This window comes from Halorhodospira sp. 9628 (assembly GCF_022228075.1).
Taxonomy (GTDB): domain Bacteria; phylum Pseudomonadota; class Gammaproteobacteria; order Nitrococcales; family Halorhodospiraceae; genus Halorhodospira; species Halorhodospira halophila_A.
This window is the reverse complement of the sequence record NZ_JAJNRF010000005.1, coordinates 69,512-88,448: the sequence shown is the minus strand read 5'-3', so window position 1 is coordinate 88,448 and position 18,937 is coordinate 69,512. Positions and strand designations below refer to the sequence as shown.

At 70.8% G+C, this 18,937-nt stretch carries 18 protein-coding genes; 11 read left to right on the top strand and 7 right to left on the bottom strand.

Features of this window, described 5'->3' with window-relative positions; genetic code table 11:
* Positions 1-24: 24 nt before the first annotated feature.
* On the top strand, positions 25-597 hold the full coding sequence (locus LRG10_RS06950; RefSeq protein ID WP_201173386.1) for a YfaZ family outer membrane protein: 573 nt from the start codon (positions 25-27) through the stop codon (positions 595-597).
* A gap of 1 nt (position 598) precedes the next feature.
* Here LRG10_RS06950 and LRG10_RS06945 read toward each other — a convergent pair whose 3' ends face one another.
* The gene (locus tag LRG10_RS06945; protein ID WP_238635014.1) at positions 599-1,465 is read right to left on the bottom strand and encodes a sulfite exporter TauE/SafE family protein; all 867 of its coding nucleotides are present in this window, start codon (positions 1,463-1,465) and stop codon (positions 599-601) included.
* A gap of 47 nt (positions 1,466-1,512) precedes the next feature.
* Between LRG10_RS06945 and LRG10_RS06940 the strand changes: the two genes are divergently transcribed.
* Positions 1,513-2,475 carry a complex I NDUFA9 subunit family protein gene (locus LRG10_RS06940; protein WP_238635013.1) on the top strand — a complete coding sequence of 321 codons (963 nt, stop codon included), beginning with the start codon at positions 1,513-1,515 and terminating at the stop codon, positions 2,473-2,475.
* A gap of 3 nt (positions 2,476-2,478) precedes the next feature.
* Entirely contained in the window at positions 2,479-3,744 is a 1,266-nt protein-coding gene (locus LRG10_RS06935) for a multifunctional CCA addition/repair protein (RefSeq protein WP_238635012.1), read from the top strand.
* Here LRG10_RS06935 and LRG10_RS06930 read toward each other — a convergent pair.
* The gene (locus tag LRG10_RS06930) at positions 3,741-4,925 is read right to left on the bottom strand and encodes a class I SAM-dependent methyltransferase (RefSeq protein WP_201173369.1); all 1,185 of its coding nucleotides are present in this window, start codon (positions 4,923-4,925) and stop codon (positions 3,741-3,743) included. The genes LRG10_RS06935 and LRG10_RS06930 overlap by 4 nt on opposite strands.
* Before the next feature lie 141 nt (positions 4,926-5,066).
* On the opposite strand from LRG10_RS06930, the gene plsY reads away from it, so the two are divergent.
* From plsY to tsaD, 3 genes are read left to right on the top strand one after another with little or no spacing between them, the layout of a single operon-like run.
* Positions 5,067-5,660, top strand: coding sequence for a glycerol-3-phosphate 1-O-acyltransferase PlsY (plsY, locus tag LRG10_RS06925; protein WP_201173356.1), 594 nt, complete (start codon positions 5,067-5,069; stop codon positions 5,658-5,660).
* Positions 5,657-6,232 (top strand): L-threonylcarbamoyladenylate synthase, encoded by a 576-nt coding sequence (locus tag LRG10_RS06920; RefSeq protein WP_201173347.1) that lies wholly within the window; start codon positions 5,657-5,659, stop codon positions 6,230-6,232. Before plsY ends, LRG10_RS06920 begins: the two co-directional genes overlap by 4 nt.
* A gap of 40 nt (positions 6,233-6,272) precedes the next feature.
* Complete coding sequence (gene tsaD, locus LRG10_RS06915; RefSeq protein WP_201173341.1) at positions 6,273-7,280, top strand: tRNA (adenosine(37)-N6)-threonylcarbamoyltransferase complex transferase subunit TsaD; 1,008 nt, start codon at positions 6,273-6,275, stop codon at positions 7,278-7,280.
* Here the strand turns inward: tsaD and LRG10_RS06910 are convergent.
* The 3 genes from LRG10_RS06910 to dprA all read right to left on the bottom strand — a co-directional run bounded on the left by LRG10_RS06910 (position 7,273) and on the right by dprA (position 11,366).
* Positions 7,273-9,672, bottom strand: coding sequence for a DNA topoisomerase I (locus LRG10_RS06910; RefSeq protein WP_201173338.1), 2,400 nt, complete (start codon positions 9,670-9,672; stop codon positions 7,273-7,275). The genes tsaD and LRG10_RS06910 overlap by 8 nt on opposite strands.
* A gap of 105 nt (positions 9,673-9,777) precedes the next feature.
* On the bottom strand, positions 9,778-10,248 hold the full coding sequence (locus tag LRG10_RS06905; RefSeq protein ID WP_011815110.1) for a DUF494 family protein: 471 nt from the start codon (positions 10,246-10,248) through the stop codon (positions 9,778-9,780).
* Complete coding sequence (dprA, locus tag LRG10_RS06900) at positions 10,245-11,366, bottom strand: DNA-processing protein DprA (protein ID WP_370645239.1); 1,122 nt, start codon at positions 11,364-11,366, stop codon at positions 10,245-10,247. Before dprA ends, LRG10_RS06905 begins: the two co-directional genes overlap by 4 nt.
* Positions 11,367-11,540: 174 nt before the next feature.
* Here dprA and def point away from each other — a divergent pair, with 174 nt between their 5' ends.
* Genes def through hemF form a run of 4 tightly spaced genes read left to right on the top strand, consistent with a single transcriptional unit; the run spans position 11,541 to position 15,185 of the window.
* Positions 11,541-12,050 (top strand): peptide deformylase, encoded by a 510-nt coding sequence (def, locus tag LRG10_RS06895; protein ID WP_201173335.1) that lies wholly within the window; start codon positions 11,541-11,543, stop codon positions 12,048-12,050.
* Positions 12,050-12,982, top strand: coding sequence for a methionyl-tRNA formyltransferase (fmt, locus tag LRG10_RS06890; protein ID WP_201173333.1), 933 nt, complete (start codon positions 12,050-12,052; stop codon positions 12,980-12,982). Before def ends, fmt begins: the two co-directional genes overlap by 1 nt.
* Positions 12,979-14,268, top strand: a complete 1,290-nt coding sequence (gene rsmB / locus LRG10_RS06885) for a 16S rRNA (cytosine(967)-C(5))-methyltransferase RsmB (protein WP_201173331.1) — start codon at positions 12,979-12,981, stop codon at positions 14,266-14,268. The genes fmt and rsmB overlap by 4 nt, the downstream gene beginning before the upstream one ends.
* Positions 14,265-15,185, top strand: coding sequence for an oxygen-dependent coproporphyrinogen oxidase (hemF, locus tag LRG10_RS06880; protein WP_201173329.1), 921 nt, complete (start codon positions 14,265-14,267; stop codon positions 15,183-15,185). Before rsmB ends, hemF begins: the two co-directional genes overlap by 4 nt.
* 49 nt (positions 15,186-15,234) lie before the next feature.
* Here the strand turns inward: hemF and LRG10_RS06875 are convergent, their stop codons facing one another.
* A complete protein-coding gene (locus LRG10_RS06875; RefSeq protein ID WP_201173327.1) occupies positions 15,235-16,251 on the bottom strand; it encodes a class 1 fructose-bisphosphatase in 1,017 nt (338 codons plus the stop codon).
* A 151-nt stretch (positions 16,252-16,402) separates the two neighbouring features.
* Here LRG10_RS06875 and LRG10_RS06870 point away from each other — a divergent pair, with 151 nt between their 5' ends.
* On the top strand, positions 16,403-17,671 hold the full coding sequence (locus LRG10_RS06870; RefSeq protein WP_201173325.1) for a 6-phosphofructokinase: 1,269 nt from the start codon (positions 16,403-16,405) through the stop codon (positions 17,669-17,671).
* Here LRG10_RS06870 and LRG10_RS06865 read toward each other — a convergent pair.
* Entirely contained in the window at positions 17,668-18,936 is a 1,269-nt protein-coding gene (locus LRG10_RS06865; protein ID WP_201241829.1) for a 3-deoxy-D-manno-octulosonic acid transferase, read from the bottom strand. The two genes, LRG10_RS06870 and LRG10_RS06865, sit on opposite strands and share 4 nt — an antisense overlap.
* Between the last annotated feature and the right edge of the window lies 1 nt (position 18,937).

Genomic DNA, 18,937 nt, shown 5'->3' with positions numbered 1-18,937 from the left:
GCAGACCCCAGCGGGGAGACGAGCATGATCAAGCGGATCGCGGCGGTGGCGGCCCTGGCACTTTGGGCGACAGCCCCGATGGCGCGGGAGCTGGACATCAATCTTCACGACGACGCCGCGGAGGTCGGGTTCTACTTCCCGCCCACCGAGGAGATGTACGTCGAGGATGCCGATCTGGGCGGCAGCCTGTTCTTCAACGACGACGGGGATGTTGCCCTCAGCGGCATCGTCCACGTCACCGGGCCGCCGGCCGAGGGGTTCAGCCCGCTTCAGTTCGGGGCCGGGGCCAAGGGTTACATCATCTACGCCGACGAGCCCGAACGCACCGTCGGCGCCTTGGCTCTGGGCGGTTCCGCGCGATTGAGCATACCGGCCCAAGTGCCCCAGGCGCTGGTCATCCGCGGCCATGTGGCGCCGAACATCACCGCCTTTGGCCGCGCCAAGCGGGTCTTCGAGGGGAATATACGTTACAAGCTGGACTTCACCCCTCGGGCCAGCGCCTATCTGGGTTTCCGCTACCTTCGCCTGCACATGTCGAGCGCCAGCAACCAGACCCTGGACAACAACCTCCACCTCGGCGTGCGGGTTCGGTTCTAGCTCAGCTGAGCAGCAGGCGCAGGGCCACGAACAGCAGCAGGATCGCGAACAGTCGCCGCAGCCGCCTTGCCGGGACCCGGTGGGCCAGCCGCGCCGCCAGAGACGAGGCGAGCAGGCTGGCCGTGACGATCCCGGCGAATGCCGGCCAGTAGATGTAGCCGGTGGCTCCCGGGGGTAGCTGCGGCTCACCCCAGCCGACGACCAGGTAGCCCAGGGCCCCGGTCAGCCCCAGCGGGAGCGCGGTGGCCGATGAGGTGCCCACCGCCCGGTGCATGGCCAGGCCGCGCCAGACCAGATACGGGACGGTCACCGTGCCGCCGCTGACCCCGACCATGGCCGACAGGGTGCCGATGCCGCCCCCGACTCCGGCGAGCACGCCGTCCCCCCCGCCACCACCGCGCCGCGGTGGCTGCCAGCCGGAGAGCATGTAGAGCGAGACCGCCAGTAGGAAGGTTCCGAACAGTCGCTGCAGTGCGACACCGTCCAGGTAGCCAGCCAGCCCCGTGCCCAGCACCGCCCCGGCAACCATGCCGGCCCCCAGGCGCAGCAACAGCGGCATGTCCACGGCCCCCAGCCGGTAGTGGCCGCGTGCCGAGCCCAGCGAGGTGACCACCACCGTAGCCAGCGAGGTGCCGATGGCCAGGTGGGTGGCGACCGCCGGGGCGACCCCGAGTACCGGGAAGATCAGCAGCAGGACGGGGACCACCACGATCCCGCCGCCGACCCCGAACAGCCCGGCGGTCGCACCGGCCAGGCAGCCGGCACCGAGGTAGATCAGCAATTCGAGCACCGGCCGAGTGTCGGCGGGATCAGCCCGCGGTGCAAGGGGTGGCCCGGCGTCGTTGAAAAGTTGCGCATAAAAGGCCACGGTATCGCACCGTAGCGATCGTTATTCGGTTCTTCAGGAGACCGTTCATGGACGCGAAGACCGTCTGTATCGTCGGCGGGACCGGTTTCGTCGGGATGCACGTGGCCAACCGGCTCGCCGGGCGGGGGTACGCGATACGGGCGCTGACCCGCCGCTACTACCGTGGCCGCGACCTGCTGCCCTTCCCCGGGCTGCGACTGATCGAGGCCGACGTCCACGACGAGCGGCAGCTGGTGCGCCACTTCAGCGGTTGCCACGCCGTGATCAACCTGGCCGGTGCCCACACCGGCCGCAATGGCCCGCGCGAGGGTGCCTATCGCGAGGTCCACGTCGACCTGGCCCGGCGGGTGCTTTCCGCCGCTCGCCGGGCCAGCGTGCCACGCTACCTGCACATGAGCGCCGTCGGCGCGCACCCGGACGCCAACAGCCTGTTCCTGCGCACCAAGGGCGAAGGCGAGCAGCTGGTGCGGGCGGCGGATCCGGAGCAGATCGGTGCCACGGTGCTGCGACCGTCGGTGATCTTCGGCAGTGGCGATCGGTTCCTGAATCGCTTCGCCGGGCTCCTGCGCTTCGCCCCCGGGGTCTTCTTCCTGCCCACGCCGGACGCCCGCTTCCAGCCGGTCTTCGCCGGCGACGTGGGCCAGGCAGTGATCAACGCCATGGAGAATCCGCGTACGGCCGGGCGTGCCTACGAGCTCTGCGGACCGCAGATCTATACCCTGCGCGAGCTGGTGGAGTACGTCGCCGAGCTGCGCGGCCTGCGCCGCCGGGTGGTCGGCCTGAACGACAGCCTGTCCCAGGCCAGTGCCCGAGTGCTCGGCTGGATGCCCGGCAGACCGTATACCCTGGATCAGTACCGGCTCAGCGCCACCCCGAGCTGCTGCGCCGAGGACGGCCTGGCGGCACTGGGCATCCAGGCGAACGCGCTCGAGGCCATCGCACCAACCTACCTGGGCACGGCCGGGCGGCAGGCGCAGTATCAGCAAGCCCGGCGCGAGGCCGGTCGCTAGCCCGTGCAACGGTATCGTGTCGGCGGCGCGGTCCGCGATCGCCTCCTGGGGCGGTCGGTGGACGAGGTGGACTGGGTGGTGGTCGGAGCCACGCCCGAGGCCATGGAGGCGGCCGGCTATCGCCCGGTGGGCCGGGAGTTCCCGGTCTTCCTCCACCCGCAGACCGGCGAGGAGCACGCCCTGGCGCGCACCGAGCGCAAGACGGCGGTGGGATACCACGGGTTCGCCTTCCACGCGGCGCCGGATGTCACCCTGGAGCAGGACCTGGCCCGGCGCGATCTGACCATCAACGCCATGGCCGAGGATGCCGAGGGCAACCTCATCGACCCGTTCGGCGGCCGGGCCGACCTCGAGGCCCGTCGGCTGCGCCATGTCACCGAAGCCTTTGCCGAGGACCCGGTGCGCATCCTGCGCCTGGCGCGTTTCGCGGCGCGTTTCGCCGATGCGGGTTTCGTCGTCGCCGAGGACACTATGGCCTTGTGCCAGCGCATGGTCGATGCTGGCGAGGTCGACGCCCTGGTCCCGGAGCGGGTGTGGCAGGAGCTGGCTCGGGGCCTGATGGAGCCCGCGCCCAGGCGCATGATCGAGGTCCTGCGTGAGGCCGGCGCCTTGGCCCGCGTGCTGCCCGAAGTGGATGCCCTGTTCGGTGTGCCGCAGCCGCCTGCGTACCACCCCGAGGGTGATGCCGGCACCCACACTCTCAAGGCCCTGGACGCCGCGGCGGGCAACGGTGCGCCGCTGGAGGTGCGCTTTGCCGTGCTGCTCCACGATGTGGGCAAGGCGCTCACGCCGGCCGAGGAGCTCCCCCATCACCCGGGCCACGAGGCCGCCGGGGTCGAGCCGGCGCGGGAGGCCAGCGAGCGTTTGAAGGCGCCGCGGGCGTGCCGGGACCTGGCCATCCTGGTCACACGTTGGCACATGCGCGCCCACCGCGCGCCGGAGCTGCGCCCCGGGGCGCTGGTGGAACTCTTCGAGGCCCTGGACCTGTTCCGGCGCCCGGAGCGCCTGGAGCCGTTCCTCCAGGCCTGCCTGGCGGACTACCGCGGCCGTGCCGGCAACGAGGTGGCCGACTGGCCCGCCGGGGCCTTCCTTCGCGACGCCTTCGAGGCGTGCCGCGGGGTGTCGGCGCGCGTCTTCGTCGAGCAGGGCCTGCGTGGGCCGGAGGTGGGCGAAGCGGTGCGCGAGGCGCGCTGCCGGGCGATGGCACAGGTCCCGCGCCCGGAGCGCGGCGGGACGGCCGCCGGCACGCCGCCGGCGGATCCGGATTAGAGCGTGGCGCGTCGGTCGGCCAGGGTGAAGCCGCTCAACGGGCCATGGTAGCCGCGCCCCAGGGCCATCACCTTGAAACGCTCCCCCATGTCGCCGGGGTGGGTGATGCGCTGGACCTCGTTGCTGACGGCCACCTGGCCGGCCGCATCGGCGCCGTCGATGGCCGACTCGGCGACCTGGGCAAGGCCGGCGCCCATGAGAAACGGCCCCTGCGGTGCATAGCCGAGGATCTCCAACCCGCAGTCGAGGGCCGCGTCGGCCACCGCCGTGAAGTCGACGAAGGCGGTGATGTCCTGCAGCCCGGGGTGAAAAAACGGATCGTCGTGGGCCCGGTGGCGGAAGTGGCAGAGCAGGGTGCCGCGGTGGCGCTCGGCCAGATAGTACTCGCGGCGGGGGTAGCCGTAGTCGAGCCACAGCATCACGCCGTGCGGCAGCGCCTCGGACAGCCCGCGGAGGAAGGGCTGGAGGCGGGTGCAGACCTCAGAGACGTAGCCCTCGGGCAGGGGCGCGTCCAGGCGTGCCTCGATGGCGGCGACGGCCCGCTGCAGCTCGGTGTCGGCGGGCTGTTCGCTCCACGCAAAGCCGTCGCCGTCGGGCTGCACGCCGAGCTCGCGGATCCCGTCGCCGCGCTTGACGAAGCGGCGCACCGGCAGGGCGTCGAGGACCTCGTTGGCGACCCAGACCGCCCGCGGGCTGTCGGTGGGCAGCGTCTCGAGCCACTCGACGCGCTCGAGCAGGTGGGGGACGAGGTCGGCGAGGGTCTGCTCCTGCTCCTGGCGCAGGGCGGCGCTCACCTCGAGCATGCGCCAGCGCCGCGGCAGACGGCCGAGGTGCTCGAGTTCGGCCAGCGCAGCGGCCGCCAGGCGTCCGGTGCCCGGGCCGAGCTCGATGACGTCGCCGCCACCCAGGTGGTCGAGGATTTCCGCGGCCTGCCGGGCCAGGGTGCGGGAGAACAGCGCGCTGAGTTCCGGGGCGGTGGCGAAGTCGCCCCCGGCACCGAAACGGGCCGCGCCGGCGCGATAGTAGCCGAGGCCGGGCTCGTACAGGGCCCGGTCCATGAAGGCCTCGAAGGTCAGCGCACCGCCGGCCTCGTCCATGGCCGTACGCAGGCGCTGGCTCAGGCGGTGGCTGATCGCCAGGGCGGTCGGGTCGAGGTCCAGGGCGGGGTTGTCTCGGGTCATGCCCGAGAGTTTCAGGGGCAACGCGCCGCGTGGCAAGGCGTATCGTCCGTGCCGCGTTTCCGGTATACGGTGGAGGGCGGCAGCGCCGCCCGGAGCTGATTGAAACTTGCAACGCGCCACTGATCGACAGAGACTTGCGCCATGCTGGATGTCATCCTTGTAATCATCGGTTATCTCATCGGTTCCATCTCCTCGGCGATCGTGGTCTGCCGGGTGATGAATCTCGGCGACCCGCGCCAGGGCGGCTCCGGCAACCCCGGGGCGACCAACGTGTTGCGCCTGGCCGGCAAGGTGCCGGCGGGCATTACCCTGGTTGGCGACTGGCTCAAGGGGACGCTCCCGGTGCTGCTGGCCTGGCTGGCCACCGAGGATCCGGTGGTGGCCAGCGCCGCGGGTCTGGCGGCCTTCTTTGGCCACCTGTTCCCGGTCTACTTCCGGTTCCAGGGGGGCAAGGGTGTGGCCACGGGCCTGGGGGTGATCCTGGCCTGGTCTCCGCTGGCCCTGCTGGCCACTGCGGTGACCTGGCTGGCCGTGGCCGGCGCCTTCCGCTACTCCTCGCTGGCCGCCGTGGTGGCCTTCGCCATGGCGCCGATCTACATGCTCTGGCTCTCGGGCTCGCCGGTGCTCACCGCGGCGACGGCCATCCTCACGGTGGCCATCGTCTGGCGCCACCGCGAGAACATCGTCCGGCTCGCCGCCGGTGAGGAGAGCCGCATCGGCTCCTCGGGCTCATGAGCGAGCGTGCGGCCGGCAGCAGCCCGTTCCGGATCGGGCACGCGGCTGCCGTCCTGCGCCGCGGTGGGGTGGTGGCCTATCCCACCGAGGCGGTCTGGGGGCTGGGGTGCGATCCGCGGCGCGACGACGCCGTGGCGCGCCTGCTGGCGCTGAAGGGTCGTCCCGAGCGTCAGGGCCTGATCCTGATCGCCGCCGAGCCGGAGCAGCTCGGCGGCTTCCTGGCACCGCTGCCGGAGGAGCGGGCCGAGGAGATCCGCGCCAGCTGGCCGGGGCCGATGACCTGGGTGCTGCCGGCCTCGCCCCGGGCGCCGAGGTGGGTCAGTGGTGGACGCGACACGGTGGCCGTGCGGGTGACCGCGCATCCGGTGGCCGCGGCCCTGTGCCGGGCCTTCGGCGGTGCGCTGGTCTCCACCAGCGCCAACCCCTCGGCCGGGCGGCCCGCTCGGAGCGCACCGCAGGTGCGGCGTTACTTCGGCACGCGGATCGATGCCCTGGTGCCTGGTCGGCTGGGCGGGCTGGGGCGCCCCACCCCCATCCGGGACGGGCGCAGCGGGGCGTACCTGAGACGCTGAGCCGCCGTTTTCTGAATCCGTCCGGATCGGAGTCTCCCCTGTGCGCGTACTAGGTATCGAGAGTTCCTGTGACGAAACCGCCGCGGCGGTCTACTGCCGCCGCGAGGGTCTGCTGGCGCACGCCGTGCACAGCCAGGTGGTCGACCATGCCGCTTATGGCGGGGTTGTGCCGGAGCTGGCCTCACGGGATCACGTGCGCAAGTTGCCCGGGTTGGTCAACGGGGTGCTGCGTGACGCCGGCCTGACGCCGGCGGAGCTCGACGGCGTCGCCTGGACCCGCGGCCCCGGCCTGCCCGGGGCGTTGATGGTCGGGGCCGCCTTCGCGCGGACTCTGGCCTGGGCCCGCGGCCTGCCCGCCGTCGGCGTCCACCACATGGAGGGGCATCTGCTGGCTCCGCTGCTCGAGCCGGATCCGCCGGCGATGCCGCTGGTGGCCCTGTTGGTCTCCGGGGGGCATACCATGCTGGTGCAGGTGGCGGACTTTGGCCGCTACCGCGTCCTTGGGGAGTCGGTGGATGACGCCGCCGGCGAGGCGTTCGACAAGACCGCCCGGCTGCTGCAGCTGCCGTATCCCGGTGGTCCGTCCATCGCCCGCCTGGCCGCGGAAGGGACTCCGGGCGCGGTGCGCCTGCCGCGGCCGATGACCGACCGGCCGGGGCTCGATTTCAGCTTCAGCGGGCTGAAGACCGCCGTCCTGCATGCCGTCGAGGCTGCCGGGGACGACCCCCGGGGGCGGGCGGACATCGCCCACGGATTCCAGGAGGCGGTGGTGGATACCCTGGTGATCAAGTGCCGGCGTGCGCTCGAGCAGACCGGCGCGGGCCGGCTGGTGGTCTCGGGCGGGGTGGGGGCCAACGCCCGGCTGCGCGAGCGGCTCGACGAGGCCGGGCGCGCGAGCGGATTCACCGCCCACTACCCGCGCTTGGAGCTGTGTACCGACAACGCCGCGATGATCGCCTACACCGGCTTGCGTCGCCTGGAGGCCGGCCACCGCGACGATCTCGACTTCAGCGTGCGCCCACGCTGGCCGCTGGCCGAACTCAGGTAGTCGCCTTGCTGCGCCCGCGCCCGCCCTTGGAGGTGCCGCCGCGGCGCCCCTTGCGGGCCGGTGCCTTGGCGATCAGCTCCTGGCACTCCTCGTGGGTGAGCGAGTCCGGCTCCCGGTCCTTGGGCACCTTGGCGTTCTTCTCGCCGTTGGTGATGTACGGTCCGTAGCGCCCGCGCAGGATCTGAATCCCGTCGCCGAAGTCGTGGATGATCCGGTTGGCGTCGGCCTGTTTCTTCTCCCGGACCAGCTCGTGGGCCCGCTCCTTGGTAATGGTGTACGGGTCCTCGTCCTTGGGGATGGAGACGAACTTCTTGCCGTAGCGCACGTAGGGGCCGAAGCGGCCGATGCTGACCTGTACGTCTTCGCCCTCCTCGGTCTCGCCCATATCCCGCGGCAGCTTGAACAGCTGCAGGGCCTCATCGAGGGTGATCGTGTCGATGCTCTGACCGGGGCGCAGGCCGGCGAAGCGCGGCTTCTCGTCGTCGTCCCGGGAGCCGAGCTGGGCGAACGGCCCGTAGCGGCCGATGCGTACCGTCACCGGCTTGCCGGTCTTCGGGTCGGTGCCGAGTTCGCGGGCCTGGACGGCCTCCTGGCGCGAGACGTTCTTCTTCTCCTCGACCCGCTCGCGGAAGGGCTCCCAGAACGCCTCGAGGACCGGCACCCAGTCCTGCTCGCCGCGGGAGATGGCGTCCAGGTCGTCCTCGAGCCGGGCGGTGAAGTCGTAGTCGACATAACGGTCAAAGTGCTCGGTGAGGAACTTGTTAACCGTGCGCCCGATGTCGGTGGGGATGAAGCGCTTGCCGTCCATCTCCACGTAGTTGCGGTTCTGCAGCGTGGAGATGATCGAGGCGTAGGTGGACGGCCGGCCGATGCCGTACTCCTCCAGGGCGCGCACCAGGCTAGCCTCGGTGTAGCGCGGCGGCGGCTCAGTGAAGTGCTGCTCGGCGCGGATGGCGTGTAGCTCCACCTGCTCGCCTTCCTCGAGCTCCGGGAGGAACTTCTCGCCGGAGTCGTCCTTGCCGTCGTCACTGCCTTCGCGGTAGACGACCATGAAGCCCGGATCGGCCACCGTGGAGCCGGTGGCCCGCAGCAGGTGGCGGGCGTCGGCGTCCGCGGCCAGGTCGACGGCCACCGTGTGGATGGTGGCGTGCTTCATCTGCGAGGCGACCGCCCGCTTCCAGATGAGGTCATAGAGCTTGCGCTGCTCGTCGTTGAGGTAGGCACGCACATCGTCCGGGTGGCGTGCCGCCGACGTGGGCCGGATGGCCTCGTGGGCCTCCTGGGCATTCTTCGAGCGGGTCTTGTAGACCTGCGCCTTGTCCGGGAGCCTGTCGGCCCCGTAGCGATCCGTGATCGCCTGGCGCATCTCGGTGATCGCCTCGCCGGAGAGGTTCACGGAGTCGGTCCGCATGTAGGTGATCAGGCCGACGGCGCTGCCCTCGCCGACGTCGATGCCCTCGTAGAGCTGCTGGGCGATGCGCATGGTCCGGCTGGCGGTGAAGCCGAGCTTGCGCGATGCCTCCTGCTGCAGGGTCGAAGTGATGAACGGTGCTGCCGGATTGCGGCGGCGCTGCTTGCGCTCCACCGAGGCGACCCGCAGCGTCCCGATGACCTCGGTGTCGCCATCGCCGACGGGGCCCAGCCGGGACGGGTCCGCCTGGGCCCGGGCCGCCTCGCGCAGCGTGCGGTCCACTTCCTGCGCGTGGGCCTCGTCGGTGATGGTGAACTGGCGGACCTTCTCGCCGTGGAGTTGCGAGAGCTTGGCCACGAAGGGCTGCTGCGCCTTGGCCGCATCCGCCTCGACGCTCCAGTACTCCTGGGGCTCGAACTGCTCGATCTCGGTCTCACGCTCGCAGATCATGCGCAGCGCGGGGCTTTGCACACGCCCGGCGGAGAGGCCGCTGGTGATCTTGCGCCAGAGCAGCGGCGAGAGGTTGAACCCGACCAGGTAGTCCAGGGCGCGGCGGGCCTGCTGGGCGTTGACCAGCTCCTCGGAGATGTCCCGCGGGTGGTCCATGGCCTCCTGGATGGCGCCCTTGGTGATCTCGTGAAAGACCACCCGGTAGACCGGCTTGCCGTCCAGGATCCCCTTGTCGCGGAGCAGCTCCACCAGGTGCCAGGAGATGGCCTCGCCCTCGCGGTCCGGGTCGGTGGCCAGGTAGAGGGCATCGGCTTTCCGGGCCGCCTTGGCGATGGCATCGACGTGTTTCTGGTTCTTGTCGATGGGCGCGTACTTCATGGCGAAGCCGCTGGACGGATCCACCGCCCCCTCCTTGGGGACGAGGTCACGGACGTGGCCGTAGGAGGCCATGACCTCGTAATCGGAACCCAGGTATTTGTTGATCGTGCGCGCCTTGGCAGGCGACTCGACGATGACGAGGCTTTTACCCATGCAGAGCCGTTCGTGTATGTAGAGGAGGGCGGTCGGGTGGCGACCGAAGGGCGGTGCCGGGCCGTGGAACCGGCCGCCGCGCCGGGGCGCGGCGGCCACCCGTCGTCAGTGGACGAGGTGCGTCGGGACGTCGAACATCAGGTTCTCCATCCAGTTGTACGCCTCTTCCTCGCCGGGGCGATTGAACAGGACCATGAGGATGACCCATTTGACCGTATCGAGATCCACCTCGTGGTCATCCAGCGCCAGGATCCGGTCGAGCACCAGCTCGCGACTTTCCGCGGTGAGAATGCCGACCTGCTCCAGGTAGAGAATGAACCCGCGCGTCTCGGTGTCCAGGCGCGCCAGCTCGGGCTCGCCGAACAACCGAATCGACGACTTGCCCGACGGGGCGGCCGGCAGTACGCGGGAGTCGGCCAGGGCGTCGAGCCACTCGAACGCCTTGCGGATCTCCATCGCGCTGAAGCCGGCCTCGTGGAGCTCGCTCTCGAGCGAGTCCCGATCGCCGGGTTCCTCGTCGTTGTAGAGGTAGTTCTCGAACAGGTACATCAGGACTTCGAAAACGTTCTGCTTCATCTTAAGCCCTCTGGCCCGCGCCGCTGATACCGGCCCCCGGGTATCGCAGTCACCAGGCCTTTCAGCTCCATGGTTAGCAGAATGGATGAAAGCCTATCGAGCGTCAATCCAGACCGCTGCTGGAGGGTGTCGAGGGTGAGCGGATCGTGGCCGAGGGCCGCGAGGATGCGCGCCTCGTCCGGATCCGCGGCTGGACTGGTCGAATCCGAGGGGGCGTTCACGGGGGCGCTGCCGACCGTGCCCGGGAGTTCTTCCAGGATATCGTCCACCGATTCTACCAGCTTGGCACCCTCCCGCAGAAGCGCATGGCACCCGCGGGCCAACGGGTCGTGGATGGATCCGGGTACGGCGAAGACCTCGCGGCCCTGTTCGGCGGCGAGCCGGGCGGTGATCAGCGAGCCGCTGTGGCGGCCGGCCTGAACGACCACCACCCCCAGCGACAGGCCGCTGACGATGCGGTTGCGCCGCGGGAAGTGGGCCGCCAGCGGTCCGCAGCCGGGGGGCAGCTCGCCGAGGACGGCGCCGGAGGCGAGGATCCTGGCGTGGAGGCGGCGGTGGCGGGCCGGATAGATCCGGTCCGGGCCGGTGCCGACGACCGCCAGCGTGGTGCCGCCAGCCTCCAGGGCACCGCGGTGGGCAGCGGCATCGATGCCTGTGGCCAGGCCACTGGTGGTGGCGACCCCGGCTCGTGCCAGGCCTGCGGCCAGGTCGTGGGCCAGGTCGCGCCCGGCGGCGGTGGCGTGGCGGCTGCCGACGATGGCCACCTGAGGGTGGTGCAGGGTCGCCGGGTCGCCGGCGACGAACAGTAGCGGTGGCGGGTCGGGGATCTCGGCCAGCTGCCCCGGGTAGCCCGGCCGCGCCAGGCGCAGTAGGTGGCGCGCCCCCGGGTCGTCCAGCCAGCGGGCATCGGCCCGGGCGGCGGCCCAGTCCGGGGCGAGGATACCGGCCTCCGTGGTGGCGTCGAGACCCAGACTGCGCAGGGCGCTGCGCCCGGCCCGGAAGACCGCCTCCGGCCCGCCGAAGGCCGCCATCAGCCGGGACCAGGTGCGCGGGCCCACGCCGGGAACCCGCGCCAGGGCGAGGGCGTGGTAGGTGTCGTCGTCCATGTCGTTGCTCACCGTCCTTGGCAAGGGACCGATACGTTGCCCGGCGGCGGCGGGCGGGCGCAAGGGCGGGGTTGCTGCGGAAGCGGTTCTCGGATGCGCCGTAGAAGCATTCCAGGTTGTGGCTGCCCTCCGTGCGCCGGTGCGTTACAATCGATGCGTCACTCAACAATAGGCGCAGCATCGCTCATGGCCCTCCTCGATATCCTTGTTTACCCCGACCCCCGCCTCCGCGAGCGGGCCGAGCCCGTCGCGGAGGTCGATGACGCCGTCCGCCGTCTGGCAGACGACATGCTTGAAACCATGTACGAGGCTCGCGGCATCGGGCTGGCCGCCACGCAGGTGGGGGACCGCCGGCGGGTGGTGGTGATCGACGTCTCCGAGGAGCGCGACGAGCCGCGGGTGCTGGTCAATCCGGAAATCCTCGAGGCCACCGGTGAGGCCAGTGGCGAGGAGGGGTGCCTGTCCATTCCGGGCTACTACGACGACGTTGCGCGGGCAACGCGGGTGCGTTACCGGGCGCTGGAGCGCGATGGCCGGGTGGTCGAGGACGAGGCTGAGGGCACCCTGGCCGTCTGCCTGCAGCACGAGATCGACCACCTCGAAGGTCGGCTGTTCATCGATTACCTCTCCGAGCTCAAGCGCAAGCGGGTGCGCAAGCGTATGGAGAAGCGTGAGCGGTTCAGCGCGGCGGGCTGATGGCGGCACGGATCATCTTTGCGGGAACGCCGGAGTTCGCGGTGCCCGGCCTCGATGCTCTGGTCGAGGCCGGCGTGCCGCCGGTGGCTGTTTTCACCCAGCCTGATCGCCCCGCCGGTCGGGGACGCCGGCTGACGCCGCCGCCGGTCAAGCGTGCCGCCGACCGGCACGGGCTGACCGTTCACCAGCCCGAGCGCCTCGGCGACGAGGAGGCAGCGCGGATCCGTGAGCTGGCACCCGACCTGATGGTGGTGGTGGCCTACGGCCAGATCCTGCGGCGCAACGTGCTGGATGCACCACGCTGCGGGTGCGTGAATGTCCACGCCTCGCTGCTGCCGCGCTGGCGGGGGGCGGCGCCCATCCAGCGCGCCCTGCTCGCCGGCGACGAGCAGACCGGCGTGACCCTGATGCAGATGGACGAGGGCCTGGATACCGGACCGATGCTCGCCCGCGAGGGGACTCCCATCAGCGCCGACGAGACCGCCGGGTCCCTCCACGATCGACTGGCCCGGATCGGCGCCGACCTGCTGGTCGCGCACCTGGCGGACATCCTGGCCGGAGCCATCACCCCGGAGCCCCAATCCGAGGAGGGCGCCACCTACGCCGCCAAGCTGACCCAGGCCGAGAGCTGGCTCGACCCCGCCGAGCCGGCGGAACAGCTGGAACGCCGCGTGCGCGCACTGGCGCCGGTGCCCGGGGCGCGGATCCATCTGGGGGGGACGCAGGTGCGGGTGCTGGCGGCGCGGGCTTGCCCCGGCCGCCCCGACGATCAGGCCGGTACCGTGGCGGCGGCCAGTGGCAGTGGCATCGAGGTCGCCACCGGCGAGGGGCGGCTGTGTATCACGCGGCTTAAGCCAGCCGGTGGCCGTGAGCAGAGCGCTGCCGATTACCTCAACGGGCGCCGCCTGGCGCCGGGAGAGCGCGTTCAGTGAGTACCCCTCCGCGGGTGGCCGCGGTGCACGTCCTCGAGCGGGTGCTGGAGCGCGGCGAGACCCTGGACGAGGCCCTTGAGGGGCAGTTCACCCGCGTCGCCGAGCGCGACCGGCCGCTGCTCCAGGCGCTGGTCTACGGGGCGCTGCGCTGGCTGACCCGGCTGGAGGCCCAGGTGGCCACCCTCACCCCCCGCGATGACTGGCGACGGGATCCGCTGCTGCGCGCTCTGCTGGTGCTTGGTGCGTGGGAGGCCCAGGGGCTTGCCACACCGGCCCACGCGGCGGTCTCGGAGTCCGTCGACGCGGCGCGCAGGCTGCGTCGGGCCCGGGCCGCCGGCATGGTGAATGCCGTACTGCGCAAGCTGCACAAGGCCACTCCGCCCCTGCCGACGGACGAGGCCACGCGGTACGCACTCCCGGGCTGGCTGGCCGAGCACCTGCGTGGCGCCTGGCCGGAGGATTGGCCCGCGGTGGCCGAGGCCGGCAATGCCCACCCGCCGATGACCCTGCGCGTGGACCGCGCCCGTATCCCCCGCCCGGCGTGCCTGGAAGCGCTGGCCGAGCGCGGGGTCGCGGCACAGCCCGGGGCCGTCGCACCCACCGCGGTGATTCTCGACGATCCGGTACCTGTGGCCCGCCTGCCCGGGTTCGCCGAGGGGTGGCTATCGGTGCAGGACGAGGCCGCGCAGCTCGCTGCCCCCCTGCTCGACCCGCAGCCCGGCGATCGCGTGCTCGACGCCTGTGCCGCCCCCGGCGGCAAGACGGTGCACCTGCTCGAACACGCCCCGGCGGCGACGGTGACCGCACTCGACCGCTCGGCGCGCCGGCTGCGGCAGGTGCGCGACAACCTCGCCCGCGCCGGCCACGAGGCCCACTGCGTGGCCGCCGACGCCGCCAATCCCGATGCCTGGTGGGACGGCGAGCCGTTTCAGCGCATCCTCCTCGACGCTCCGTGTACGGGCAGCGGCGTGATCCGCCGCCACCCCGATATCAAATGGCTGCGCCGGGCCGACGATCCGGCGCGCATGGCCCCGGCGCAGCGCCAGCTGCTCGACGCCCTTTGGCGGGTCCTGGCGCCGGGCGGGCGGCTGGTCTACGCCACCTGCTCGATCTTTCCCGAAGAGAACGAAGCGGTGGTGGCCGGGTTCCTGGCCGAGCAGCCCGACGCCTCGCGGGGACCGTTGCCGGCGGTTGGCCGCCGCACCGGCGCCGGGTGCCAGATCCTGCCCGGCGAACAGGGCATGGACGGTTTCTTCTACGCCTGCCTGGAACGGAGCGTGGAATGACGGATGCGATGCCGGCTGACGGCCTGCAGCGTGTGCACGATTGGCTGGTGACCTGGCAGGGGCGGGTCTGCAGAGCCATCGAGAGCTGGGACGGACGCGGTGCCTTCCACGCCGACCGCTGGCAGCGCCCCGGAGGCGGTGGCGGCGAGAGCCGCGTGCTCAAGGGCGGGCGGGTGATCGAGCAGGGTGGGGTGAATTTCTCCCACGTCCGGGGCGATGCGCTGCCCGATACGGCCACCGAGCGACGCGCTGATCTGGCCGGCCAGCCCTACGAGGCGGTGGGTGTATCGCTGGTGCTGCACCCGTGGAACCCGTATGTGCCGACCACCCACGCTAACCTGCGCCTGTTCGTCGCCGGCGAGCCGGGTTGCGGCGCCCAGTGGTGGTTCGGCGGCGGCTTCGATCTGACCCCGTACTACCCCTTCGACGACGACTGCCGCCACTTCCACCGCCAGGCCCGGGCGGCCTGCGAGCCGTTCGGCGAAACCGTCTATCCGACGTTCAAGCGCTGGTGCGACGAGTACTTCCGGCTGCCCCACCGCGATGAGCAGCGCGGCATCGGCGGGCTGTTCTTCGACGATCTCAACGACTGGGGGTTCGAGGCGAGCTTCCGCTTCGTGCAGGCGGTAGGTGGGGCGTTCCTGGACGGCTACGGTCCCATCGTCGAGTCCCGCCGCGACCATCCCTACGGTGAGCGCGAGCGGGAGTTCCAGCTCTACCGGCGGGGCCGGTACGTGGAGTTCAACCTCCTGCAGGATCGCGGGACCCGGTTCGGGATCCAGTCGGAGGGGCGGACCGAATCGATCCTGATGTCGCTGCCGCCCCGGGTGCGCTGGGAGTACGGCTTTGAGCCAGAACCCGGGAGTCCGGAGGCCCGTCTGACGGAGGCGTATCTGGTCCCCCGCGACTGGGCGTGAACGCCCTGCGCCTCCGGGCGGGGCGCAGGGCGTCCGGTTCGGGCGCGCGTCAGCCCTCCCGGTGGTAGCTAGTAACCTGCTCCACCTCGTTTTTGGAGCCGAGGACCACCGGTGCCCGCTCGTGGATGTCGGTCGGATCGAGCTCAAGGATCCGCTGCCGGCCGGTGGTCGCGGCGCCGCCGGCCTGCTCGACGATGAGGCTCATGGGATTGGCCTCGTACATCAGGCGCAGGCGGCCGCTTTGTCCCTTGGCCTTGATCTTGGCGTCGAGCGGGTACATGAACACCCCCCCGCGGCAGAGGATGCGGTGGACCTCGGCGACCATCGAGGCCACCCAGCGCATGTTGAAGTCCTTGCCCCGCGGCCCCTCCTTGCCCTGGAGGCACTCATCGATGTAGCGCTGGACCGGTTCCTCCCAGTGACGCTGGTTGGAGACGTTGATGGCGAATTCCTTGGTGTCCTCCGGGATCTGCACGTCCTTGCGGGTAAGGATGAACTCGCCGAAGTCGCGGTTGAGCGTGAACATCTGCACGCCCTGGCCCTTGACCGCGAGCACCAGGATCGTTGACGGCCCGTAGAGGCAGTAGCCGGCGGCCACCTGCTCCGTGCCGCGCTGGAGGAAGTCCCCGGTCGAGGGCTTTTCGCTGCCCTGCGGGGCGCGGACGATGGAGAAGATCGTGCCCACGGAGACGTTCACGTCGATGTTCGACGAGCCGTCGAGCGGATCGCACAGCAGCAGGTAGCGGCCCCGCTGGGACGGGTTGGGCAGGGGGTAGATGTCGTCCATCTCCTCGGAGACGAGCCCGGCGATGTGGCCGTTCTGGGTCAGGGCCTCGATGAAGACCTCGTTGGTGACCACGTCGAGCTTCTTCTGGGTCTCGCCCTGGACGTTCTCCGAGTCCGCCGACCCAAGCATGCCGACCAGGTCGCCCTTGTTGACCAGGTCCGCGATGCGCTTGCAGGCGACGGAGATGTCGTTGAGCAGGCCGGTGAATTCGCCGGTGGCCTCCGGCAGGTTGCGCTGCGTCTCGATGATGTAGTTGGTCAGAGTCGTACCGATGTGCATGGTTTTCTCCCCTGGCGTGCGGTTTCCATGGCTTCTTTAATATCAACCGAGGACATCCGCCGCCGATGGCGCGGCGGCGGCAAGCGTTCGGCGCATTCCTCCGGTACATTGGTGCGCAAGCCCATAAGCGTCAACACACAAGTCTGATCGCATGCCAAAGAACGCACTATATGCTCAGTCCGGCGGCGTCTCGGCGGTCATCAACGCCAGCGCCTGGGGCGTCATCGAGGCGGTGCGCGGCCATCCGGCCCATTTCGGCACCTGCTATGCGGCCCGCAACGGGATCCTCGGGGTGCTCGAGGAGGAGATCATCGACCTCGACGAGGAGGATCCGCTGACTCTCGCCGCGCTGCGCCACACGCCCGGTGGCGCGTTCGGGTCGTGCCGCTTCGACCTCGGCGATCTCCACGCGGACCGGGCGCAGTACGAGCGCCTGGTGGAGGTCTTCCACGCCCACGACATCGGCTACTTCTTCTACAACGGCGGTGGCGGCTCCATGGATACCGCCCACAAGGTCGCGCGCATCGGCGACGAACTCGGTTACCCCATCACCGCCGTCGGTGTGCCCAAGACCATCGACAATGACCTGGGCATGACGGATACCAGCCCTGGGTTCGGGTCGGCGGCGAAGTTCATCGCCACCGTGGTCCGCGAGGCAAGCCTCGACGTCGAGTCGGCCCACACCACCTCGACCCGGGTCTTCATCCTCGAGGTGATGGGGCGTCACGCCGGGTGGTTGGCGGCGGCGGCGGCACTGGCTCAGGAGTATGACGGCCGGCCGCCAATGCTGATCCTCTTCCCCGAGAGCCCCTTCGATCTGGGTGACTTCCTGACCCAGCTGCAGATGGCGATCCGCACCCACGGCTACTGCGTGGTGGTTGCCTCGGAGGGGCTGAAGAACCCGGATGGCTCCCTGTTCTCGGTGGCGCAGAGCCATGACATCTACGCCTATACGCAGCTCGGCGGCGTGGCGCCGCGGCTCGCCGAGATCATCCGCCAGGAGACGGGGCACAAGCTGCACTGGTCGGTGGTGGACTACATTCAGCGGGCGGCCCGGCATCTGGCCTCGCGCACCGATGTCGAGCAGGCCTACGCCGTCGGGCGGGCTGCCGTGGAAGGGGTGGTGGCCGGCCGGCATGGCTTCATGCCGGTGATCCGCCGTGAATCGGACCAGCCGTATCGCTGGTCCATCGACCGGGTACCGCTCGAGGAGGTGGCGAGCATCGAGCGCGGGTTGCCGCCCTCGTTCATCTCGCCGGACGGCTACGGCATCACCGCCGCCTGTCGCGACTACCTGCGACCGCTGATCGAGGGCGAGGACTATCCGCCGTTCGAGCGCGGACTGCCCTGCTATCCGCGTATCCGCGGGGTACTACGCCCCCAGCGCTGCCCGCCGTTCCGCGCCGAACCGCCGGGTTAGTCCCCGGTCGGCGGCGCTCCGGCGCGCGACTCAACGTGGGCGAGGATGGCGTCGGCGTAGAGGCCGGCGGTGTCCTGCGCCGCCTGCACCGTGGCTGCCGCCTGCTCGCCCATCTCCCGGCGGGTCCGGGGATCCTGTGCCAGCTCGGCGATGGCGTGGCGCAGGTCGGTCTCATCGAAGAACCGCTGCGCCCCGCCGGCGGCCAGCAACCGCTCCGACTCTTCGGCAAAGTTGCTCATGTGCGGCCCGAACAGGATGGGCTTGCCCAGCCGGGCCGGCTCCACCAGGTTTTGCCCGCCGCGGCGGATCAGCGAGCCGCCGATGATCACCGTCTCCGCGCCGGCCATAAAGGCCTCCAGCTCCCCCAGGGTGTCGGCTACGTAGATGTCGGCCCACTGCCAGTCCTCGCCGGCCGAGCGCAGCGCCACCCGGAAACCGGCCTGCTGCAGCGACTGACGGATCGCCGGCCCGCGCTCTGGGTGGCGCGGGACGATGACCAGCAGCTGCGGCACGTCCCGCTCCCTGCGCGCCTCGGCCCAGCAATTGGCGATGCGGATCTCCTCATCATCATGGGTCGAGGCGGCCACCAGTGCCGGGCGCCGGAAGGCGAACGGCTCCGGGGGTGGGGTGATCGGCGGGGCCAGTTTCAGGCTGCCGAGGGTGTGCAGACGCTCGGCGGGGACGCCGAAGCCGGCGAAGCGCCGGGCGTCCAGGGTGCTGCGGGCCAGGATGAGATCGACGTGGGCCAGGGCCTTGCCCTGCAGTCGCCGGATCACCGCGGCCCCCTCGACGGTGCGATCGGAGAGCCGGGCGTTGGCCAGCAGCAGCGGGATGCTTCGCCGTGCGGTGGCGGCATAGAGATTCGGCCAGATCTCCGTCTCCAGGATCACCGCCGCGCGCGGCTGGAAGGTGTCCAGAAAGCGGCGCACCGCCCCGGGCCAGTCCAGTGGCAGGTAGGCGTGGCGGGTGGCGGCGGGCAGTACGTGGGCAGCGGTCTCGGCGCCGGTGGCGGTGGCCGTGGTGACCAGCAGTGGCAGCCCGGGTCGGCGCGCGGCGAGGGCGTGGACCAGCGGGGCTGCGGTGCGCACCTCGCCCACCGAGGCGCAGTGCAGCCACAGCGGCTGGTCCGCCTCGGTCAGTCCGTAGTATCCGCGGCGCTCGCGGCGCATGCGGGCGCCGCCGCGCTGGCGAGTGCTGCGCACCAGCCACAGCCAGATCAGCGGTGACAGGCCGTAGAGCAGGGCGGTATAGACGGGTTTGAGCATC

Coding starts and splice junctions, on each gene's coding strand:
- LRG10_RS06950 (WP_201173386.1), top strand. CDS start 25: ATGATCAAGCGGATCGCGGCGGTGGCGGCCCTGGCACTTTGGGCGACA.
- LRG10_RS06940 (WP_238635013.1), top strand. CDS start 1,513: ATGGACGCGAAGACCGTCTGTATCGTCGGCGGGACCGGTTTCGTCGGG.
- LRG10_RS06930 (WP_201173369.1), bottom strand. CDS start 4,925: ATGACCCGAGACAACCCCGCCCTGGACCTCGACCCGACCGCCCTGGCG.
- plsY (WP_201173356.1), top strand. CDS start 5,067: ATGCTGGATGTCATCCTTGTAATCATCGGTTATCTCATCGGTTCCATC.
- LRG10_RS06920 (WP_201173347.1), top strand. CDS start 5,657: ATGAGCGAGCGTGCGGCCGGCAGCAGCCCGTTCCGGATCGGGCACGCG.
- LRG10_RS06910 (WP_201173338.1), bottom strand. CDS start 9,672: ATGGGTAAAAGCCTCGTCATCGTCGAGTCGCCTGCCAAGGCGCGCACG.
- LRG10_RS06905 (WP_011815110.1), bottom strand. CDS start 10,248: ATGAAGCAGAACGTTTTCGAAGTCCTGATGTACCTGTTCGAGAACTAC.
- def (WP_201173335.1), top strand. CDS start 11,541: ATGGCCCTCCTCGATATCCTTGTTTACCCCGACCCCCGCCTCCGCGAG.
- fmt (WP_201173333.1), top strand. CDS start 12,050: ATGGCGGCACGGATCATCTTTGCGGGAACGCCGGAGTTCGCGGTGCCC.
- hemF (WP_201173329.1), top strand. CDS start 14,265: ATGACGGATGCGATGCCGGCTGACGGCCTGCAGCGTGTGCACGATTGG.
- LRG10_RS06875 (WP_201173327.1), bottom strand. CDS start 16,251: ATGCACATCGGTACGACTCTGACCAACTACATCATCGAGACGCAGCGC.
- LRG10_RS06870 (WP_201173325.1), top strand. CDS start 16,403: ATGCCAAAGAACGCACTATATGCTCAGTCCGGCGGCGTCTCGGCGGTC.
- LRG10_RS06865 (WP_201241829.1), bottom strand. CDS start 18,936: ATGCTCAAACCCGTCTATACCGCCCTGCTCTACGGCCTGTCACCGCTG.